The 20,407-nt window shown below is 40.4% G+C and carries 15 protein-coding genes and 8 tRNA genes; 18 read left to right on the top strand and 5 right to left on the bottom strand.

Annotated features, from left to right (window positions below; translation table 11 throughout):
- The first annotated feature begins 14 nt into the window (after positions 1 to 14).
- The 5 genes from CWC16_RS18940 to CWC16_RS18920 all read left to right on the top strand — a co-directional run bounded on the left by CWC16_RS18940 (position 15) and on the right by CWC16_RS18920 (position 4,387).
- Entirely contained in the window at positions 15 to 842 is an 828-nt protein-coding gene (locus CWC16_RS18940) for an ABC transporter permease (RefSeq protein ID WP_138542645.1), read from the top strand.
- Positions 839 to 1,747, top strand: a complete 909-nt coding sequence (locus CWC16_RS18935; RefSeq protein WP_138542644.1) for an ABC transporter ATP-binding protein — start codon at positions 839 to 841, stop codon at positions 1,745 to 1,747. Before CWC16_RS18940 ends, CWC16_RS18935 begins: the two co-directional genes overlap by 4 nt.
- Positions 1,747 to 2,121 (top strand): PH domain-containing protein, encoded by a 375-nt coding sequence (locus CWC16_RS18930; protein ID WP_004589518.1) that lies wholly within the window; start codon positions 1,747 to 1,749, stop codon positions 2,119 to 2,121. The genes CWC16_RS18935 and CWC16_RS18930 overlap by 1 nt, the downstream gene beginning before the upstream one ends.
- Before the next feature lie 197 nt (positions 2,122 to 2,318).
- Positions 2,319 to 3,113 (top strand): putative porin, encoded by a 795-nt coding sequence (locus CWC16_RS18925; RefSeq protein WP_138542643.1) that lies wholly within the window; start codon positions 2,319 to 2,321, stop codon positions 3,111 to 3,113.
- Between the two features lie 470 nt (positions 3,114 to 3,583).
- Positions 3,584 to 4,387, top strand: a complete 804-nt coding sequence (locus tag CWC16_RS18920; RefSeq protein ID WP_138542642.1) for a putative porin — start codon at positions 3,584 to 3,586, stop codon at positions 4,385 to 4,387.
- 82 nt (positions 4,388 to 4,469) lie between these two features.
- Here the strand turns inward: CWC16_RS18920 and CWC16_RS18915 are convergent, their stop codons facing one another.
- The gene (locus CWC16_RS18915) at positions 4,470 to 6,317 is read right to left on the bottom strand and encodes a M2 family metallopeptidase (RefSeq protein ID WP_138542641.1); all 1,848 of its coding nucleotides are present in this window, start codon (positions 6,315 to 6,317) and stop codon (positions 4,470 to 4,472) included.
- Positions 6,318 to 6,484: 167 nt separating this feature from the next.
- On the opposite strand from CWC16_RS18915, the gene CWC16_RS18910 reads away from it, so the two are divergent.
- Positions 6,485 to 8,761, top strand: a complete 2,277-nt coding sequence (locus tag CWC16_RS18910) for an acyl-CoA dehydrogenase (RefSeq protein ID WP_138542640.1) — start codon at positions 6,485 to 6,487, stop codon at positions 8,759 to 8,761.
- A gap of 78 nt (positions 8,762 to 8,839) precedes the next feature.
- On the opposite strand, the gene CWC16_RS18905 is transcribed toward CWC16_RS18910, so the two are convergent.
- On the bottom strand, positions 8,840 to 9,274 hold the full coding sequence (locus CWC16_RS18905) for a hypothetical protein (RefSeq protein WP_055013864.1): 435 nt from the start codon (positions 9,272 to 9,274) through the stop codon (positions 8,840 to 8,842).
- Positions 9,275 to 9,419: 145 nt separating this feature from the next.
- Positions 9,420 to 10,388, bottom strand: a complete 969-nt coding sequence (gene cysK, locus CWC16_RS18900) for a cysteine synthase A (RefSeq protein WP_138542639.1) — start codon at positions 10,386 to 10,388, stop codon at positions 9,420 to 9,422.
- A gap of 371 nt (positions 10,389 to 10,759) precedes the next feature.
- Here cysK and CWC16_RS18895 point away from each other — a divergent pair, with 371 nt between their 5' ends.
- From CWC16_RS18895 to CWC16_RS18840, 12 genes are all read left to right on the top strand, one after another.
- Complete coding sequence (locus CWC16_RS18895) at positions 10,760 to 11,911, top strand: dicarboxylate/amino acid:cation symporter (RefSeq protein ID WP_055017281.1); 1,152 nt, start codon at positions 10,760 to 10,762, stop codon at positions 11,909 to 11,911.
- A 158-nt stretch (positions 11,912 to 12,069) separates the two neighbouring features.
- Positions 12,070 to 12,720 (top strand): UvrY/SirA/GacA family response regulator transcription factor, encoded by a 651-nt coding sequence (gene uvrY / locus CWC16_RS18890; protein ID WP_004589511.1) that lies wholly within the window; start codon positions 12,070 to 12,072, stop codon positions 12,718 to 12,720.
- Positions 12,721 to 12,731: 11 nt separating this feature from the next.
- Positions 12,732 to 14,555, top strand: a complete 1,824-nt coding sequence (gene uvrC / locus CWC16_RS18885) for an excinuclease ABC subunit UvrC (RefSeq protein ID WP_138542638.1) — start codon at positions 12,732 to 12,734, stop codon at positions 14,553 to 14,555.
- Positions 14,556 to 14,597: 42 nt separating this feature from the next.
- Complete coding sequence (pgsA, locus tag CWC16_RS18880) at positions 14,598 to 15,143, top strand: CDP-diacylglycerol--glycerol-3-phosphate 3-phosphatidyltransferase (RefSeq protein WP_055013860.1); 546 nt, start codon at positions 14,598 to 14,600, stop codon at positions 15,141 to 15,143.
- A 208-nt stretch (positions 15,144 to 15,351) separates the two neighbouring features.
- Positions 15,352 to 15,427 (top strand) — tRNA-Gly (locus CWC16_RS18875).
- Between the two features lie 27 nt (positions 15,428 to 15,454).
- Positions 15,455 to 15,528: transfer RNA gene (locus CWC16_RS18870), tRNA-Cys, on the top strand.
- A gap of 36 nt (positions 15,529 to 15,564) precedes the next feature.
- Positions 15,565 to 15,651 (top strand) — tRNA-Leu (locus tag CWC16_RS18865).
- A gap of 90 nt (positions 15,652 to 15,741) precedes the next feature.
- Positions 15,742 to 15,817 (top strand) — tRNA-Gly (locus tag CWC16_RS18860).
- A 39-nt stretch (positions 15,818 to 15,856) separates the two neighbouring features.
- A tRNA-Leu gene (locus CWC16_RS18855) sits at positions 15,857 to 15,943 on the top strand.
- Positions 15,944 to 16,082: 139 nt separating this feature from the next.
- A tRNA-Gly gene (locus tag CWC16_RS18850) sits at positions 16,083 to 16,158 on the top strand.
- A 19-nt stretch (positions 16,159 to 16,177) separates the two neighbouring features.
- Positions 16,178 to 16,251: transfer RNA gene (locus CWC16_RS18845), tRNA-Cys, on the top strand.
- A gap of 37 nt (positions 16,252 to 16,288) precedes the next feature.
- A tRNA-Leu gene (locus CWC16_RS18840) sits at positions 16,289 to 16,375 on the top strand.
- A gap of 445 nt (positions 16,376 to 16,820) precedes the next feature.
- On the opposite strand, the gene CWC16_RS18835 is transcribed toward CWC16_RS18840, so the two are convergent.
- The gene (locus tag CWC16_RS18835) at positions 16,821 to 18,416 is read right to left on the bottom strand and encodes a BCCT family transporter (protein WP_138542637.1); all 1,596 of its coding nucleotides are present in this window, start codon (positions 18,414 to 18,416) and stop codon (positions 16,821 to 16,823) included.
- A 182-nt stretch (positions 18,417 to 18,598) separates the two neighbouring features.
- A complete protein-coding gene (locus CWC16_RS18830) occupies positions 18,599 to 20,014 on the bottom strand; it encodes an alanine/glycine:cation symporter family protein (protein WP_138542636.1) in 1,416 nt (471 codons plus the stop codon).
- Positions 20,015 to 20,407: the final 393 nt, after the last annotated feature.

Below are 20,407 nucleotides of genomic sequence, written 5' to 3'. Positions count from 1 at the left end.
ATTAAGGAAAGCCAATGGCAACATCATCATTACTAAACATAGGGCGATTAACCCAAATAGCGGGCTTTGAGCTAGTACGTATGTTTTTAACTAAACGCGGCTTAATTGCTATGGCCGCTTTTGCGCTAGTTTGGTTATTAATATTGCGCTACCCAATAGGGCAAGCAGTTAGCATTATTAGTGCACCTGATTTTGAACAAATGGTGCGCGATATTTCAGGCAGCATTGGCCTAAGTAAGTTACTTGATTGGCCTGAAGCCGAATTTGCTATGTACTGGCTGGTTGCTTTGTATAGCTTTCCGCTGTTTGCTATTTTTATATCAAGCGATCAAACCGTTGGCGATAGAGAGCGTGGCACGCTAAGGTTTATATCGCTGCGCGCTACGCGCTTTGAAATTTTATTTGGCCGTTTTTTAGGGCAACTTGGTGTATTGGCGTGTTTATTAGCTATAACCCTTGTTGCCACACTAGGTGTGCTTGGTTATAGAGATCCCAGCTTGTTAATGGGCGGCTTTATGCGCGCACTTTCTATTTTTATGGTCATGGTAATAGTGCTTAGCCCATTTGTCGCACTAATGTGTTTAATAAATACTTTTGCTCGCTCATCACGTTTAGCCATTGTATTGGCTATTTTATATTTTGCTGGTGGTGGCATTGTTGTAGGAATATTGGCATGGCAGGTACCGGCTTTAAATGCGCTCGATTATATATTCCCAGGTGTTAACTCTGAGTTATTAGCGGGACAAAACTTACCTTTATTAAGCGCATTAGGTGTACCACTTATACAAAGCGCTGTATTTATCGCTATTGCACATAAAATATTTACAAGGAGTTCGCTATGAGCTTATTAATAAAAGCCAGCGGCTTGAGTAAATCGTATGGCGCAAAGCAAGCACTTAATAATGTGAACTTTGAAATTAGTAAAGGTGCGCCAGTTGCGCTAGTGGGCCCCAATGGTGCCGGTAAAACCACATTATTTAGTTTATTGTGCGGCTATATTAACCCAAGCCATGGTGAGCTGAGTATTTTAGGACATAAGCCTGGAAGCGCTGCATTGTTTAACCAAGTGAGTGCATTGCCACAAGATGCGCAGTTAGATCCACGTTTTAATATAGATAAGCAACTGGCGTTTTATGGCAAGTTACAAGGTATGGGTGCTAAACAAAGCCATAATGAAGCGCTGCGCGTACTTGATTTAGTTGGCTTAAAAGAAGTCGCTAAACAGCGTGCGGGCGATTTATCTCATGGTATGCGAAAACGGGTAACCATAGCGCAAGCGTTGATTGGCGCGCCAAAAATAGTGATGCTTGATGAGGCCACAGCAGGGCTTGACCCTATTCATGCCAGAGAGGTGCGCGAGCTGGTATCAAGCTTAAGTAGCGAGGCCACCTTTATTTTAAGCTCGCACGATTTAACAGAGCTTGAGCGCCTATGCTCGCAAGTTTTGCATTTAGATCAAGGCATTCTGAGTGAGCATCAAACTAAAGAGAATAATACCGATACACACTTTTATACCTTAATGCTCAGCGAGGCGTATCAAAATGTTGAGCAGCAACTACAAGCGTTAGCTGGTGTAAGCCGTGTGTATATGAGCCAACACAAAGAATACGTGATTGAGTACCAACCAATCGGTGAGCCACTTGATATTGCTTTATTAAACTTTTGCCATCAGCAAAATTGGCAATATAGGCAGTTGGTAAATGGCCACACATTAGAAAATCAAATATTTAAGCAGGAGAAAGTATAATGGGACTACTCAGTGGTTTAATGGGTAACGCAAGCGAAGTAGATGATTCTGATTTAGAAAAAGTGCTTGCCAATACGCTAATAGATGGCGAACAAGTAGAAAAAGCCTATAAGGTGATTCGCGATATGTTTATTTTTACTAATAAGCGTTTAATTTTAATTGATAAGCAAGGTATGACCGGCTCTAAAATGGAAATGGTGAGTATTGCTTACTCTAAAATTACTAAGTTTAGTAAAGAAAGTGCAGGGCATTTTGACTTAGACGCCGAGCTTAAAATTTGGATAGGGTCAGATCCAACGCCTATTAGTAAAGAATTTAAATCGGGCGATAATATTAATGAGGTTTATCGTGTAATTAGCCAGCATGCACTTTAAATAATGCACATGTTTTAAGTAGTTGTTGACTATATGTTGCAACTACTTTAAATTTACAGTTTCTTACATCTCCTTACAATTAACTTAATAAATACAATTAGTTAATTAAGTTTTCATTCAGTTTCCCAGCGTTAGCATGTCCCCACTTTAGTCAATGAGCTAAAGCATAAAAGCAATGCACAAAGGGAAGTCTTACAATGAAAAAATTAGCAGTTATTATTTCAAGCATTTTATTATCTAGCACTGCGGCTGCTGCAGACAGCTACAATTCAATCAGTAATTTAAGCTACAAAGATAGCGATAACAACGACACCGTTGCTGTAGACTCTATCTACTATCTTTCTCCTAAAAAAACGTTAGGTCCGTACGATCAGTTTGAATACATCAATAAGCAAACTAACGTATACGGTAGCTACGCTGATGACGACTTTGGTGATGTTACTAACATTGGTGGTGAGTACTTCATTAATGAATTTTTAGTAGGTGCTTCTTACGAAAATCTTGACCCAGACACGGGCTCTAACGGTGAACTTTACAAACTAACCGGTGGTTACTTTTTCAACCCTGACTTACTAGCAAAAGTAACACTTGTTGAAAACAAAGACGGTGATGACTTTGCATTATTTGATTTAGCATACAACCACATGCTAAACAGCACAGACTACGTAGGTGTAACACTTACTGCAGATGACGATTTTGATTACCGCGCCGTTGCAGCTAAATACTTTATTGACTTACAACAAGGTAATTTTTTAACGTTTGAAGGTAAATACGAGAGCATTGAGGATGCAGAAAACCAGTGGGTAGCAGAAACTAACTACTACTTCTCAAAAGCAACCTCGGTATTTGCTAACTACAACAAGCAAGATACATACAGCTTTGGTGCTCAGCACTTCATTAATAAAAACATTGGTCTTAAAGTAGGTTACGAGAACAATGCAGATGACTCTGATAACGATGCATACTTTGCAAACATGCGTTTTCAGTTTTAATTAAGCCCTGTACTTAATTAAAAGCAAAAAGCCCGCTACTATAGTGGGCTTTGTTGTTTTTAACTTAAATAAACCGTAATAAAAGTATTATCAAGTGCAATTACGGCTTTTGCTCTGCTCATCTAAGTTAATTTTTAAAATTAAAAATAATTTTTTGAAAAATGAAAAAAATATAACTGAAGGAAGCTACATTGGTGAGGTTTATCGAATAGTTAAGTTGGATTCAGTTTAGCGATAGTTTGTACCTTAATTGTTACTTTTAAGGTTTAAATGATGACACATAACTCTTTGATAGATTTAAGGTGCATTTTATATTTACATTTATTCGAAACTGTTAACAATGTGAGTGGTTAGTGTAGGGTTTAATTTGTTCGTTCATTCATTTTTTGTTCATTTTATACTGTTAGGATGAGCCCCGACTTTGGCTAGAGAGCCTAAGCATAGACAATAAGATTTATAGGGAATTAAAAATGAAAAAATTAGCCGTTATCATTTCGAGCATTTTATTATCAAGCGCTGCAACCACTGCAATGGCTGCGGATACTTACCAATCAATCAGCCATGTAGGATACGTGGATGTAGATGGTGATGACACTGTAAGTGTTGACTCAATTTATTATTTCTCTCCAAAAGCGACATTAGGTCCTTACGATCAATTTGAGTACATCAATAAGCAAACAAATGTTTATGGTTCATACAGTGATAATGATTTTGTAGATGTTACTAACATTGGCGGTGAGTATTTTGTACAAGATTTCGTATTAGGTGCACAGTACAATAATTTCGATACGGATTTTGGCTCAAGCACGGATGTAATTGAACTTTCTGCTGGTTACTTTTTTAACCCAAACCTTGTATTAAAAGCAACGTTTGTAGATGTAGAAGATGCTGACAATCAGTTTGTGTTTGACCTAGCATATAACCACGAACTAAACAGCACTGATTATATCGGCTTTACAATAACAGCAGATGATGAGTTTGACTACCGTGCAGTAGCAGCTAAGTACTTTGTTGATTTACAGCAAGGTAACTACTTAACTGTTGAAGGTAAGTTTGAAGATGTTGATGGCGGTTCAAGTAACTGGGAATTAGCATCTAACTACTATTTTAGTAAAGCAACATCAGTATTTGTGACAGTTAACAAGAACGATGATTACACTTTTGGTGCTCAACACTTCTTCAATAATAATGTTGGTTTAGAAGCAGGTTACGGCAATAACTGGGATGATTCTGATTACGATGTTTACTTTGCAAATCTAAGCTTACAGTTCTAATTTAACTAAAAATTAGAATATGAATAAAAAGCCCGCTCATTTGAGCGGGCTTTGTTGTTTTTAATGTTTGAGCTTAATTATATTACCAGCCGCAATTACGGCCTTTGTTTTGCTCATCTAAATAGCGTTGCAGCGGTGCAAAGTAATCAAGCATGGCGGTTGCATCCATTTGCGGTTTGCCTGTAATCGTTTCAAGGGCTTCTTGCCATGGGCGAGATGAGCCCATTTCAAGCATTGCGTTTAGTTTTTCGCCTGCTTCTTTTGAGTTATAAATAGAGCAGCGATGAATAGCTTTATCGTTACCGGCGATTTCACATAAACTGCGATGAAATTCAAATTGTAGGATATGCGCTAAAAAGTAACGTGTATAAGGGGTGTTGCCCGGAACGTGGTATTTAGCACCAGGGTCAAAGTCGTCTTCGCTGCGTGCGATAGGCGCTTGCACACCTTGGTATTTTTCACGTAGCTCCCACCACGCTTTATTATACTCCTGTGGCTTTACTTGGCCCGAAAATACCTGCCAGCGCCATTGATCAACCATTAAGCTAAAGGGTACAAAGGCCACTTTATCCAGCGCCATTTTCATTAGTAGGCCAATGTCTTTTGACTCATCAGGTACTTGCTCTAGTAAGCCAATTTCCTTTAAGTAACCCGGTGTAACCGAAAGAGCGATGGTGTCGCCAATGGCTTCGTGAAAACCATCGTTGGCACTTTCTTGATAAAATAACGGCTGTTTGTTGTAAGCTCGCTGATAAAAATTGTGCCCTAGCTCATGGTGAATAACAGAAAACTCTTCGCCGGTGCGTTGAATACACATTTTAATACGTAAATCGTCTTTGCTATCTATATTCCAAGCTGAGGCATGACACTGCACATCTCTGTCTTTTGGTTTTACAAACAGTGAGCGCTCATAAAAGGTCTCTGGCAGTGGCTCAAATCCCATTGAGGTAAAAAAGGTTTCAGCCCCTTTTACCATTTTAAGCTCGTCGTAATTATTTTTAGCTAATAGCTCGGTAACATCGTAACCCGGATCGGCGTTTTCTGGCGCGACTACATCGTAAATGTTACCCCACGCTTGCGCCCACATGTTTCCTAATAAATGCGCAGGAATAGGCTCATCTTGTGGCACTTTGTCGGTGCCGTATTTTTCACCTAATTTAGCACGTACATGGCAGTGTAGGGAGTTATATAGTGGTTTTACTTGCCCCCAAATGCGGTCAAGCTCGGTTGTAAAGTCATCGGCGGGCATATCGTACTTGCTGCGCCACATTGCGCCGGTATCTGCATAACCTAGCTCTTTAGCGCCTTCGTTTGTTAGGGTTACTTGTTGCTCGTATAGTGGGCGCATAGGTTTTGAAATCTGACGCCACCCTTGCCATAAATCAAGTAGCTCGTTGTAATCACGGCTGGTGGCCATTTTTGCGGTCATATCACCAAGGCTTAAACAGCTGCCATCGTCTTTACAATATTTACCTTTACCGTATAAACCACCTAGCTCTGCCACAATAGTTGAAAGCTGAGCTGTTTTTTCAGCGTCCTGTGGAGCGGGTAAAGTAAGCGCGAGTTTAAGTTTATTAAGCTTGCGACGTGCATCGTAATCCAGCGCTAAGTCGTCAAATTGGGCTGCCTGATTAGCTAAACGTACGACCGACTCTGTCATTTTACGATTAACCTCGGCAGATAACGCCGAGGTGTCGTGTGTTATAAAATTTGCGTAAATCCACTCAGCGCGGCTCGACTCTAGGTAAAGTTCGCTTAGCTCTTGCTCGGCTTTGGCAATAAACGCATTGGCATCTTGTTTTGTAAGAGGAGGCTCTGATTGTGCTGAATCGGTAGTGTCTATGGCTATTTCAGCTTCGCAGGCGCTCAGCGCTAATGTACTTGCGACTATTAAGGCGCTCATACTTAATTTAAAGCGTGGTGTGTTCATTGTATTCCTTTGGTTTATTGTTATTAAGAAAGTGATAATAGCAGCGATGTTTAAAACAATGAAATTAATACGTTAAGGCGTGTGGCACATCGCGCAATGATTGTATTTAAACTAAGATGGGTCATAATTAAGTTACTATTTTCATTCAATGTAAAAGGAATGTGCTCATGTCGGTATTTATAATATTGCTGGTCGTGGTGGTGGTTATTTTTGCAGTCAAAGATATTCGCCTCAACCTGATCAGCCGTCCTACGTTTAAAATGTTTAAAAAGGTACTTCCGCCGCTCTCGCAAACTGAGCGAGAGGCAATGGAAGCCGGCGATGTATGGTGGGATGGTGAGCTATTTAGTGGTAACCCAGATTGGCAAAAACTGCATAACTTTCCTAGACCTGAGCTTAGTGCTAAAGAAAGTGACTTTATGGATAATCAGGTTAACACGCTCCTGGCGATGCTAGATGATTACCAAATTGTACAAAAAGACAAAGACCTGCCAAAAGAAGTCTGGGATTACTTAAAAACAGAAGGCTTTTTTGCGCTGATCATTCCTGAAAAATTTGGTGGGAGAGAGTTCTCTGCCATTGCTAATTCAACCATAGTGTCAAAAATTGCCACAAAAAGCTTAACTGCGGCTGTGACGGTTATGGTGCCTAACAGCTTAGGCCCAGGCGAATTATTACTACATTACGGTACAAAAGAACAACAAGAGCGCTGGTTACCAACACTTGCTAACGGTAAAGATGTGCCGTGTTTTGCACTTACCGGCCCAGAAGCTGGCTCTGATGCAGGTAGTATCCCTGACTCTGGCGTAGTATGTAAAGGCCAGCATAATGGTGAAGAGGTAATAGGCCTGCGTTTAAATTGGTCTAAGCGCTATATTACACTGGCGCCTATTGCAACTGTACTTGGCCTTGCTTTTAAAATGTATGACCCCGATGGGCTACTTGGTGATGAAAAAGAGCTTGGTATTACCTGCGCACTAATTCCTACCGATCACAAAGGGGTAGAAACCGGCGAGCGCCATTATCCATTAAATATGGCATTCATGAACGGGACTACTTACGGTAAAGATGTGTTTATACCACTAGATTGGATTATTGGCGGTGAGCAAGGTGCAGGACGAGGCTGGCGTATGCTGGTTGAGTGTTTAAGTGCTGGGCGCGGTATTTCATTGCCAGCACTGAGTACGGCAACAGGGCATTTAGCGTCAAAAATGACCTCTGCTTACGCCATGGTGCGCCAGCAGTTTGGTGTATCTATTGGCCAGTTTGAAGGTGTACAAGAAGCACTAGCCCGTATTGGCGGATTAACATATACACTTGAGTCAGCACGGTTAATGACTGCCGGTGCCATTGATTTAAAATTAAGCCCCTCGGTGGTGACCGCCATCGCAAAATACCATATGACCGAAATGGGCCGTACGGTAATGAACGATGCAATGGATATTCACTCAGGTAAAGGAATACAAGTGGGCCCTAATAACTATTTAGCCCATGGTTATATGGGCATTCCGGTATCTATTACGGTTGAAGGAGCTAATATTTTAACGCGTAACTTAATGATATTTGGACAAGGTGCCACCCGTTGTCATCCGTTTGTGTTAAAAGAAATGGAAGCTGCCGCAATGGAAGACGACGATGCAGCACTTGATCAATTTGATAGTTTATTGATGAAGCATATTTTATTTGCAGCCAGTAATGCAGGCATGGCTTTTGTGCATGGCTTAACACGTAGTTGTTTTGCTAAAGCGCCCGTGTGTGGTGCAACCGCTGTTTACTACAAACAGCTAAGCAGAATGAGCCGTGGCCTTGCTTTTACAACCGATGTAGCCATGTTGGTACTTGGTGGCGAGCTAAAGCGTAAAGAGATGATTTCAGCGCGTTTAGGTGATGTACTAAGTCATTTATATTTAGCGTCTACAGTGTTAAAGCGCTTTGAAGACGAAGGTCGTCAGCAAGCTGACTTACCGTTTGTGAAATACGCAATTGAAAACTCATTGTATGAAATTGGCCAAGCGTTTGATGGCTTTTTCAAAAACTTTTCAAACCCGGTGGTTAACTTTTTACTTAAACGCATTGTGTTTCCGCTGGGGAATCATTACCACAAGCCAAGTGATGAAACAGCCCAAAGTATTTGCGAGCATATGACGCAACCAGGGGTGTTTAGAAACCGTTTAACGCACTTATGTTATGTAGATGAAAATGCGGGCACGGGCGTGATGGAAAATGCTTTTTTAGCGATGCACGATATGCAAACACAGTTTAAAGACTTAAAACAATGGCAGCGAAAAGGTAAGGTACCTGCGACACTGGATATAGAAGGCGCGATTAATTATGCGTTAGAGCAAGGCTTTTTAGAGCAAGCTGATGCCGATGCAATGCACCATACCAATAAACTAAGAAAACAAGCCATTGCGGTTGATAACTTCCAACCTGGTGAGCTTTGATCAAATTCACATTTAGCTAAAATGCAAAAGGCCTCGTATGTGAGGCCTTTTTTATAATTGAGTATTTGCAGCTCGCGTTTAGCGTGCGTAAGGATCTGCCACTATTTTGTCTATATACCATTTCCCTTTTTTACGAAGCATTTTTACGCTGCGCATATCGTCAATTTTATCGCCATTAAAATAACCGGTAAAAATTAGATTTATTTTGGCGTTATCACCATATTGCTCGCGCACACTCATATTGGTCATATCGACTTCAATCACAACTTCATCGTATTGTAGGTTGACTAAGTTTCGTGCAAATTGTTTAGCGGTGCCGTAAGATTTCATTATGCGGCTGAGGTTTGGGGTGGCCATTGTACTGGCTTTTTGTAAATCTTTTTGATTGTATAACGCATCAAAGTAGGCAGTGGCTGTGTCGCCGGGTGAGTCGCCCAGTGTTTGCACGTTATCGCCACAAGCGGTTAAAAATATGCAAACTATAAAACTTAAATAAGTTGTTATTTTTTTCATGGTGTATTTTTTTAATTAATTTTTTAAAGTGTGTGATTAATTAAACAAGATGTAAAGCAGCACCGCGTAATAAATAGAAAATCGAATCATAAATAATAAAAAAGGATGCCATAAGCATCCTTTTTAGTATCTCAAGGAGAGAAGTTTACTGTACTAATTCTTGCTCGCTAAATTCTTCAGCAAACATTGGGCTTGATAAGTAACGCTCCGTTGCACTTGGTAAAATTACCACAATGTTTTTGTCCGCGTTTTCTGGTTTTTCAGCATAGCGTTTAGCGGCAACAACCGCTGCGCCCGAAGAAATACCTACTAAAATCCCTTCTTTTTTCATTAGTTCATGAGCCATTGCAATAGCATCTTCGTTTGATACTTGCTCAGCAGCATCAATCACACTTAAATCAAGGTTACCAGGAATAAAGCCCGCGCCAATGCCCTGTATTTTATGTGGACCTGGTTTAACTTCTTCGCCTGCAAGCGTTTGGCTAATAACGGGTGAATTAGTTGGCTCAACTGCAATCGCTTTAACATCTAGGCCTTTTTCGTTTTTAAGGTAACGACTAACACCTGTAATAGTACCGCCAGTGCCTACGCCTGCTACAAAAAAGTCGATATTGCCATCAAGTGCTTCAAAAATTTCTGGACCCGTTGTTTCAAAGTGAATTTTAGGGTTAGCTGGGTTTTCGAACTGTTGTAATAAAATGTATTTTTCTGGATCGGTTGCTTGAATTTCTTTTGCTTTTTCAATTGCGCCATTCATGCCTTTAGCACCATCTGTCAGCACTAAGTTAGCGCCTAATGCTTTTAATAGTTTGCGGCGCTCTAAGCTCATTGTATTGGGCATGGTGAGTGTTAATTTGTAACCACGTGCTGCTGCAACAAATGCAAGGGCGATACCTGTATTACCCGATGTAGGTTCAATTAGTTCTTTACCTTCAACAAGCTGACCTGATTTTTCAGCTTCCCAAATCATTGATGCACCAATACGACATTTAATACTAAAGCTAGGATTACGCGATTCTACTTTAGCGTAAACGTTACCGCCTGTTACGCGATTAAGTTTTACCAGTGGTGTATTACCAATGCTTAGTGAGTTATCTTCAAAAATAGTAGACATAATGTTCCTTTGGATACAATCTGATCAATGTGTTAATAGCCTTTGCTATTAACTATATAAATACACTTTACTGCGAGTTTAAAAAAACTAAAGTAAAGTTTGGCTATAACATATATCTATTGAGCTTATAACTAGCCGAAATAAAAATTAGTTATTATTGTTGCTTTAGTTATTAAGAATGCGGGCTTATTTTTAAATTTAAAGAGTAAACCTCGTCACTTAGTTAAAAAATGCGTGGGATAGGCTAATAATTGAGACGATTTTGTGTGTTATTTGTGCACATGAATATAACTTGAATACTTTTATCACACAACGCGTCTAAAACATGTTAAAAACACTCTATCTATATTCAATTCAACTAAGCAATCACAATGAAGTTAATCTTAAAATTAATTGCCGGTATTGTGGCCGGTATTTTAGTCGGGCTTTATGTGCCTCTCACTGGTGTTGAGCTTTTATTTACTATTAAAGAACTTATTGGCCAACTCATATCTTTTACCATCCCATTAATTATTTTATTTTTTATTGCTTCGGGAATTGCTGGTTTGCCTAAAGGGTCAGGCCATTTATTAGGTAAAACAGTTGGCTTTGCTTATAGCTCTACAGTAATTGCAGGTACGCTTGCTTTTTTATTGGTAAGTGCGGTTATCCCACTTTTAAGTGGTAATATTACATTTGAAGCTGAAGTAGCTACAGAAATTGGCAGTTTTATTGATTTAGAAATCCCACCGCTAATGGGGGTAATGACAGCCCTTGTGACTGCGTTCGTATTTGGCATAGGCATGAGCCAACTTGAGTTAGAAACACTTAAAAAAGTGTCTGATCAGGGTCGCGATGTAATCGATGCATTATTATCTAAAGTAATTATTCCAGCGTTACCATTTTATATAGCGGGTGTATTTGCAGAAATGACCGTAGCTGGTACCGTGGTAGATACACTGCAAACCTTTGGTGTTGTGCTTATTGCAGCACTTGTTATGCATTGGCTGTGGTTAACCGTATTGTATGTTTCTACAGGGTTACTGCTTAAACGTAACCCGTTGGAGTTAGTTAAAAATATGCTGCCTGCTTATTTTACAGCGTTGGGGACAATGTCGAGCGCGGCTACAATTCCAGTTTCGTTGCAATCAAGTAAAGCTAATAACGTAAAAGAAGATGTAGCAAACTTTACCGTGCCACTGTGCGCTACCATTCACTTATCGGGTTCTACCATTACGATTGTGACGTGTGCAATGGCCGTAATGTTTTTATCGCCAAGCATGGAAGTACCTTCTTTAATGGGGATGCTGCCGTTTATTATGATGTTAGGGGTAGTCATGATTGCAGCGCCAGGTGCACCTGGCGGAGCAGTAATGTCGGCGCTGGGCTTATTAACAAGCATGCTTGGCTTTAACGAAGGGGCTGTTGCATTAATGATTGCTCTTTACCTTGCGCAAGATAGTTTTGGTACAGCATGTAATGTTACAGGCGATGGTATTATTGCCCTTTGGGTAGACCGTTTTAGCGAAAAAGCAGCGTCATAAAAAGCTAAAGTACTGGTTTTTAGCAGTAGTAAAATAATGCTAAAAGATGAGTAAACCTAAAGCGAAGCAATAATATTAGTTATTGTTTCGCTTTAACTGTGGTAATGTGGCAAATTAGATTGTTTGTCGCGTATTGTTAGGTTAATGAGGGTATTACATTGATTAATGTGCTTTTAGTTGATGACCATGAGCTGGTACGAACTGGTATAAAACGTATATTAGATGACGTACGTGGTTTTAAAGTGGTAGGCGAAGCTAAAGATGGAGAGGCTGCGGTACAGTTTTGTCGCCAGCACGCACCTAATATTGTATTAATGGATATGAACATGCCTGGTATGGGCGGCTTAGAGGCTACTAAAAAGATTTGTCGCTATTGCCCAGACGTAAAAATTATTGTGCTTACGGTTAATTGCGAAGACCCATTTCCATCAAAAGTGATGCAAATTGGCGCGCATGGCTTTTTAACCAAAGGTGCGGGTTCTGATGAAATGGTTCGTGCTATACGTTCTGTTCATGCGGGACAGCGTTATATAGCCCCTGAAATTGCACAGCAAATTGCCCTGGCGCAAGTAACAGGGCGTACCGACGAAAATCCTTTTCAAAGCTTATCTGAGCGCGAGCTACAAATCATGCTAATGATCACCAAAGGTGAAAAAGCACAAGATATTGCTGAGCGCTTAAATTTAAGTTCAAAAACAGTAAATAGCTACCGTTACCGTATGTTTGAAAAATTAAACGTAGGAGGCGACGTAGAGCTTACTCATTTGGCTATTCGCCATAAAATGATTGATATAGACGTATCTCACTAATTTTTTAATTTATGTCTGAATTCGATCACGCCCAATTTTTAAAAACGCTATCAAGTGAGCCGGGTGTATACCGTATGCTTGATAGTGAACATCAAGTTATTTATGTCGGTAAAGCTAAAAACTTAAAAAAACGGGTAAGTAGCTACTTTAGATCTAATCTAACCGACAGCAAAACCCGTGTGTTAGTGAGTAATATTTGCGATATTGAAGTGACGCTCACAAACACCGAAACCGAAGCGCTATTGCTTGAAAATAACCTTATAAAAAAATATCAGCCGCGTTATAACATTTTATTACGTGATGATAAGTCATACCCCTATATATTACTGACCAATCATAAACATCCGCGTTTAGCCTTTCATAGAGGCAGCCGCAAGGTAAAAGGCGAGTACTTTGGGCCTTTCCCAAGCGCTGGTGCAGTGTCAGAAAGTTTGCGTTTAATGCAAAAAATATTTCCGGTTCGTCAGTGCGAAGATGCCTATTACCGTGCCAGAAGCCGTCCGTGTTTGCAGTATCAGCTAAAGCGTTGCTCCGCACCGTGTGTTAATAAAGTGACGGAGCAAGAGTACGCCGAACAAGTTGATTATGTACGTAAGTTTTTAACGGGCAAGTCGCACGAAGTAATAGCCGATTTAATAAAAAAAATGGAAGCGGCGAGTAAAGATCTTAACTTTGAGCTTGCAGCAAAAGTGCGTGACCAAATCATGCTACTTCGCAAAATGCAGGAGCAACAGTCTATTTCAGGTAATTTTGCTGAAATGGATGTGGTGGGTTTTGCACACTTAAATGGACTAAATGGGATTCACTTATTAATGATCCGCGATCATAAAGTGTTAGGCAGTAAAACCTACTTCCCTAAGGTGCCTAAAGATTCAGGCCAAGAGGAAATACTCACTTCGTTTTTAGGGCAATATTATTTAGCGCCGGGTGCAACAGGGCGCATAGCAAAAGAAATTATTTTACCGTTTGAGATTGAAGAAAGTAGTGCATTGAGTGAAGCCCTTACGCAAATTAGTGAGCGCAAAGTATCCCTTAAAGTGGTTACCCGAGGAGAGCGGGCACAATACCTCCAGCTTGCTAATAAAAATGCACTAAACAGCATTACCGTAAAACAAAGTACGCAAGATTCTATAAACAAACGTTATGCACAATTAAAAGCGACCCTAGGGTTAGATGATATAAACAGAATGGAATGTTTTGATATCAGCCACACCATGGGAGAGAACACAGTAGCTAGTTGTGTTGTATTTGATTCGCAAGGGCCAAATAACAAAGAGTACAGGCGTTACAACGTGACAGGTATAACCGGCGGTGATGATTACGCGGCAATGGAGTTTGCACTTAACAAGCGCTATAACAAAGTGGTAGATGAAGATAAAATTCCTGACGTTATATTTATTGACGGTGGTAAAGGGCAACTAGGCCGTGCTGAGCAATACTTTGCTACGTGGCCCCATGCTAAAATGCCGTTGTTAGTGGGTGTAGCAAAAGGCACAAGCAGAAAGCCAGGCCTTGAAACCTTATTAATAGATGGCGGGCGAAAGACGATTCCTATGGATTCGGATGCGCCAGCGCTTCATTTAATCCAGCATATACGCGATGAATCGCATCGATTTGCCATTGCCGGGCACCGTAATAAGCGCCAAAAACAGCGCACGCAATCATTATTAGAAGAGATCAACGGAGTAGGCTCTAAGCGTCGCCAAACATTATTAAAATATTTAGGGGGCATGCAAGGGGTAAAAGCTGCTAATATAGAACAGTTAAAAAAAGTTCCTGGGATCAGTCCTGACATGGCTGAGAAGATATTTAACCATTTGCATGACAAGGGCTAGCCCTTCATGCGAATATAGAAAAAAAGACATATCCAAGTAGTTATGTGGAATATTCCAAACACACTCACAACCTTTAGACTTTTTCTTATCCCCATATTTTTGGTGATATTTTACTTGCCTTATAGCTGGGCTTTTTTTGCTGCCGCTTTTATTTTTTGGCTAGCATCAATTACCGATATACTTGATGGCTATTTAGCGCGAAAGCTAGAGCAATCTACGCCTTTTGGTGCATTTTTAGACCCGGTAGCCGATAAGGTTATGGTGTGTGCTGCACTTGTTGCGCTCTCTGATCATTATCAGTCTATGTATATGACAATCCCCGCGCTTATTATTATCAGCCGTGAAATAGTGATCTCTGCATTACGCGAATGGATGGCCGAACAAGGTAAACGTGGCAATGTAGCAGTATCAAATATGGGCAAAATAAAAACCGCAGCGCAAATGCTAGCGATTATTGGCCTGATATGGCAATTTGACACGTGGATGGTCTATTTAAGTTTTGCCTTATTGTATATAGCCACCTATTTAACACTGAGTTCTATGGTGCAATATTTAATGGCCGCATGGAGTGAATTGACCAAAAATTGATTGTAAACGTCTAATAACGCACCGTTTTAGATAAAAAATAATCAAACAGTTCAAAAGTGGCATTTTTTGTGTTGACGCGTTTAATAATCTCTGTAGAATGCGTCCGTGTTGAGAGGGCATAGCCCCTAAGATAAAGAAAACCAAAGTTACTTAATTACCAGCGTAAACATCGCAAGATGTTGAATGAAGCGAATAATTAAATAATAATGCGGCACTAGCTCAGTTGGTAGAGCGCGACCTTGCCAAGGTCGAGGTCACGAGTTCGAGCCTCGTGTGCCGCTCCAAGTTTTCATTAGGTTGTCCAACGGTTTGGCGGAATGGCAGAGTGGCCATGCAGCGGATTGCAAATCCGTCCACCTCGGTTCGACTCCGGGTTCCGCCTCCATTCAACACTCCACATGCTTTAAATAGCAAACTCGATGCCCGAGTGGTGGAATTGGTAGACACAAGGGATTTAAAATCCCTCGACTAACAAGTCGTGCCGGTTCAAGTCCGGCCTCGGGCACCACTTTGTGGTTTAATTACATCGCCAAGTGTAATTTATAAAAACAATATTACATAAATTAGTTTATGTATTTAAATTTAGAATTAATATGATGCGGCACTAGCTCAGTTGGTAGAGCGCGACCTTGCCAAGGTCGAGGTCACGAGTTCGAGCCTCGTGTGCCGCTCCATATTAGTTTTATCCACTTGCTTTAAATAGCAAACTCGATGCCCGAGTGGTGGAATTGGTAGACACAAGGGATTTAAAATCCCTCGACTAACAAGTCGTGCCGGTTCAAGTCCGGCCTCGGGCACCACTTTTAATTATTTTACCAAGATAATTAAAAGTTAGATAAAATACTAATGAAAAGTTTAATTCGGCACTAACTCAGTTGCCAGAACGTTTTACCGTGAGATACTCGCGCAACAACGGACAAATTACTGACAATGTTTTATGCGGCACTAGCTCAGTTGGTAGAGCGCGACCTTGCCAAGGTCGAGGTCACGAGTTCGAGCCTCGTGTGCCGCTCCAAATTATTTGGAAGCGTTAAGGCGGAATGGCAGAGTGGCCATGCAGCGGATTGCAAATCCGTCCACCTCGGTTCGACTCCGGGTTCCGCCTCCATTTAATTACTCCACATGCTTTAAATAGCAAACTCGATGCCCGAGTGGTGGAATTGGTAGACACAAGGGATTTAAAATCCCTCGACTAACAAGTCGTGCCGGTTCAAGTCCGGCCTCGGGCACCACTTTTACTAAAGTCCTTTTAGTAAATTAACTAACCCATTATTTAAAATAAATACTCAGTTTTATTATCCAAAAATCTTTTTATTTATGTTTTTGCCTATCTTTAAAAGTTAATAGCAATTGGCTTAATTAAATGAATGATATGAAACAAGACAATCGTGCTTAAAGTAAAGCGTACGTATTGTTGTACCTTAGCGTTAGTTGATTAAACCTACATTACTTTTTCTATATCCCTTTGCAGCGGTCGAACAACTACTTTTAACACTGTTTATTAAAGCGATTTTGCATAAATGCACGACTAATAGTGCATTTTAAAGGTGTATTGCCAAAGCTAAATAGCTTGATGAGTAAATACGTTCGTAAATGTATTAGCTGAAGTGTAGGTAAGGGCAGAAATAAAGTGAGAGCGCAAAGCGACACCAAGCCGCTTTGCTAAAGTATATAATGCTATAACTTTGTTTGTGCCTTATAGATAGGGTATTCGCTCATTAAGCCTTGAATCAGCGCTACGCACATTAAAATGAGCACAATTGAGAAAGGTAACGCTGTAGTTACGACTCCTGATTGCAAAGCTTGTAAGGCTTGAGAGCCTCCTACCCACAGTAATACGGCGGCTATAGCCCCTTCAATCGATGCCCAAAATATACGTTGTGGCACCGGCGCATCAATTTTCCCGCCAGCAGTTATACCATCTATCACAAGTGAGCCAGAGTCAGAAGAGGTTATAAAAAACACTAAAACAAGCACAATTGAAATAACACTAATAAAGCTACTTAGCGGAAGTTGCTCATAAACCTGAAATAGCGTTACTGAGATATCAGTTAACCCGTTTTGTCCAAGCGGACCTATTTTATCAATAATTTGTGAAATGGCTAAATTACCAAACACGCCCATCCAAACTAAACTTAATAGTGTTGGCAAGCCAATGACGACCAATAAAAACTCTCGCACGGTGCGGCCCTTAGATACTCGGGCAATAAACATTCCAACAAATGGCGACCACGATATCCACCATGCCCAGTAAAATACTGTCCAGGCATGCATCCAGTCTTCATCTTCTCGGCCAAACGGATTACTAAGCGGGATCATGTGCTCTACATATGCACCAAAGGTAAACCATATAGCCGTAATTGAATCACTAAAAGTAAGAGATATGATGGCTACAAGTAAAATAAATGCACATATAAGGTTTATGTTACTAAGTACTTTCACTCCCCCCTCAATACCTTTAATAACAGACACAATAGCAATACAGGTAACGAGCGCTATAACCGTAATCTGAAAAGCGGTACCGTAGTCTGTGCCCATTAAATAATTAATACCACTTGTTGCTTGCTGCGCCCCTAAACCAAGAGACGTTGCTAAACCAAAAAGCGTAGAGAGTACAGCAAGAATGTCGATAACATGACCCAGCCAACCCCAAGCTCGATCGCCAAATAAAGGGTAAAACACGGATCGTATAGATAATGGAAGGCCTTTATTGTAGGCAAAAAATGCTAAACTAAGTGCAACAATGGCGTAAATTGCCCAGCCATGTAAACCCCAGTGATACATGGTGGCACCCATGGCTAAAGAGTGAGCTTCTGGGGTGTTTGGCTGTGCATTCATTGGCATTAAGTACCAATCAGTAAAATAAGCTGCCGGCTCTGCAACACCCCAAAACAGTAAACCTATCCCCATTCCTGCTGCAAATAGCATTGCCAACCATGAAAGATAACCATGTTCAGGTTTTGCATCAACACCTCCTAAGCGAATTTTGCCAAGAGGGGAGAGCGCAAGTGCAAAGCAAAATAATACGAAACCATTAGCAATCAACATGAAGTAACTATCAAATTTATTGATAATGGCATCTTTAGTTGAGGTCAGTGCTTCCCTGACAACTTCAGGGTCAAGCAATAAGGTAAGGGCAACAAATAGTATGACTAAAAATGCGCTTATTCCAAACACGGGATTATGAACATCAAACCCCCATTTTTGTACGTTATCTTGACCTACTTGATAATCGGTAGTGTCAATACTGTATTTGTTCAATTGGTCATCCATCATGACTCCTTTATATTATAGATAACAAACTTAATTTTATTGTACGTAAGTAAATTAAAAAGCGCCTATTACTGATATTTAATTATGGTATATATCTTTGAAATACATTAATAAAATTTTATATAGTTTGTAAGGCAAAAAAAAGCGAGCAAATGCTCGCTTAATAATTTTTCAATTTAGTGTTACTTCCACGCGTTAGGATCAACCTCTTTGGCAAGCTTAGGGTGCTTGTCTTTGTCAAACGTAGGTAGTACACCTTGCTTATTTTGTGCGTTGTAATCTTTTGATAACCATACAACAACACCAGAGAGCATAAACAGTGCAACCACGTTTACAATAGCCATTAGGCCCATAGAGATATCAGCAAGTGTCCAAATAATCCCTAGTTCACCAATGGCGCCAAACATAACCATACCTAATACCAATAACCTAAATATAAACATTCCTTTATTAGAGTTATGTTCTAAAAACATTAGGTTTGTTTCGGCATATGAGTAATTCGCTACAATAGAGGTAAATGCAAAAAACAAAATAGCAATGGCAATAAAGTAAGTGCCCCAATCACCTACGTGCTCTTGCAGTGCAGCTTGTGTTAACTCTATTCCTAATACACCCGATTCAGGCACAAGTTGATTAGACAGTAAGATTAATGAGGCAGTGGCTGTACAGATCACAATAGTATCTATAAATACACCTAGCATTTGCACATACCCTTGCGATGCTGGGTGCGGAGGGTAAGGTGTTGCCGTTGCTGCAGCATTGGCTGCGCTACCCATACCTGCTTCGTTTGAAAACAAACCGCGCTTAATACCTTGGATCATAGCTTGTGTTACACCATAGCCAATGGCACCGGCGCCTGCTTGCTCTAAACCAAATGCACTTTTTACTATAAGTACAATAACATCAGGCAGAGCAGTGAAGTTTACTGCACATACATATATAGCAACTAGCAAATAGGCAAGCGCCATAAATGGAACAACCATTTCGGCAAAACGTGATATTGTTTTTAATCCACCAAAAATAATGATGCCAGAGCCAATCACAAGTGCTATGCCTACTATATACTTAGGTACATCAAACGCTACTTCAAATGCGGCAGCAATAGAGTTTGACTGTACAGCATTAAATACCAAGCCAAAGGCTAAAATTAAGCACAGTGAAAACAGGACACCCATCCAGCGTTTGCCTAAACCGCGCTCCATATAATAAGCAGGGCCGCCTCTAAAGTTGCCATCAGCGTCTTTAGTTTTATAAGCTTGTGCTAACGTACTCTCTGCAAAGCTAGTTGCCATACCTATTAAAGCAATCAGCCACATCCAAAATATAGCGCCAGGGCCACCTAAATAAAGTGCCACGGCAACACCGGCCATATTACCTGTTCCAACACGCGCGGCTAAAGAAGTACAAAAAGCTTGAAAAGAAGAAATCTCATCACCACCACATTTACGTGAGCCAAACATAACTTTAAACATATGGGGGAATTGTACAAATTGAATAAAGCCCAACCGAATGGTAAAAAAGACACCTGCTGCTATTAATAAGTAGACGAGAACTTGGCCCCAAAGTAAGGCACTTATACTATTTATTATATCTGTCATGAATACTACCTAAGTACATGAGTTGAAAAAGTGCTGGCAACTTACCATAACGAATCAAAAGAGTTTAGTTTTAAAAGCAAAAAAGCAGTCTTATCCACAAGCTTTTGTGGGTAACATGTGCTTTTAATGTGGGCTTCTTATGGGTATAAATTAAATGCAATTTTATTCAATAAAACGCTTGCGTATAAAACGTTTCTCCCTATAATGCGACCCCACTGAGACGGCAGAGCAGGCAACGCTTAGCGAGGCAAGCAAACCACTCAGTGAGTCGAGTAAAACTTAGTTTTAAAAACTTTCAAGTTTAACAAAATTAAGTGTTGACAAAAAAATAGGAAAGCGTAACATGCGCAGCCCTAGCGAGATAAGGCAACGCGCTTTAATCGCAACGTTCTT

The organism is Pseudoalteromonas sp. S3776 (assembly GCF_005886915.1).
In the GTDB taxonomy this organism is placed as follows: Bacteria; Pseudomonadota; Gammaproteobacteria; order Enterobacterales; family Alteromonadaceae; genus Pseudoalteromonas.
Note: the sequence above shows the minus strand (reverse complement) of the source record. Positions and strands in the feature narration are given on the sequence as shown.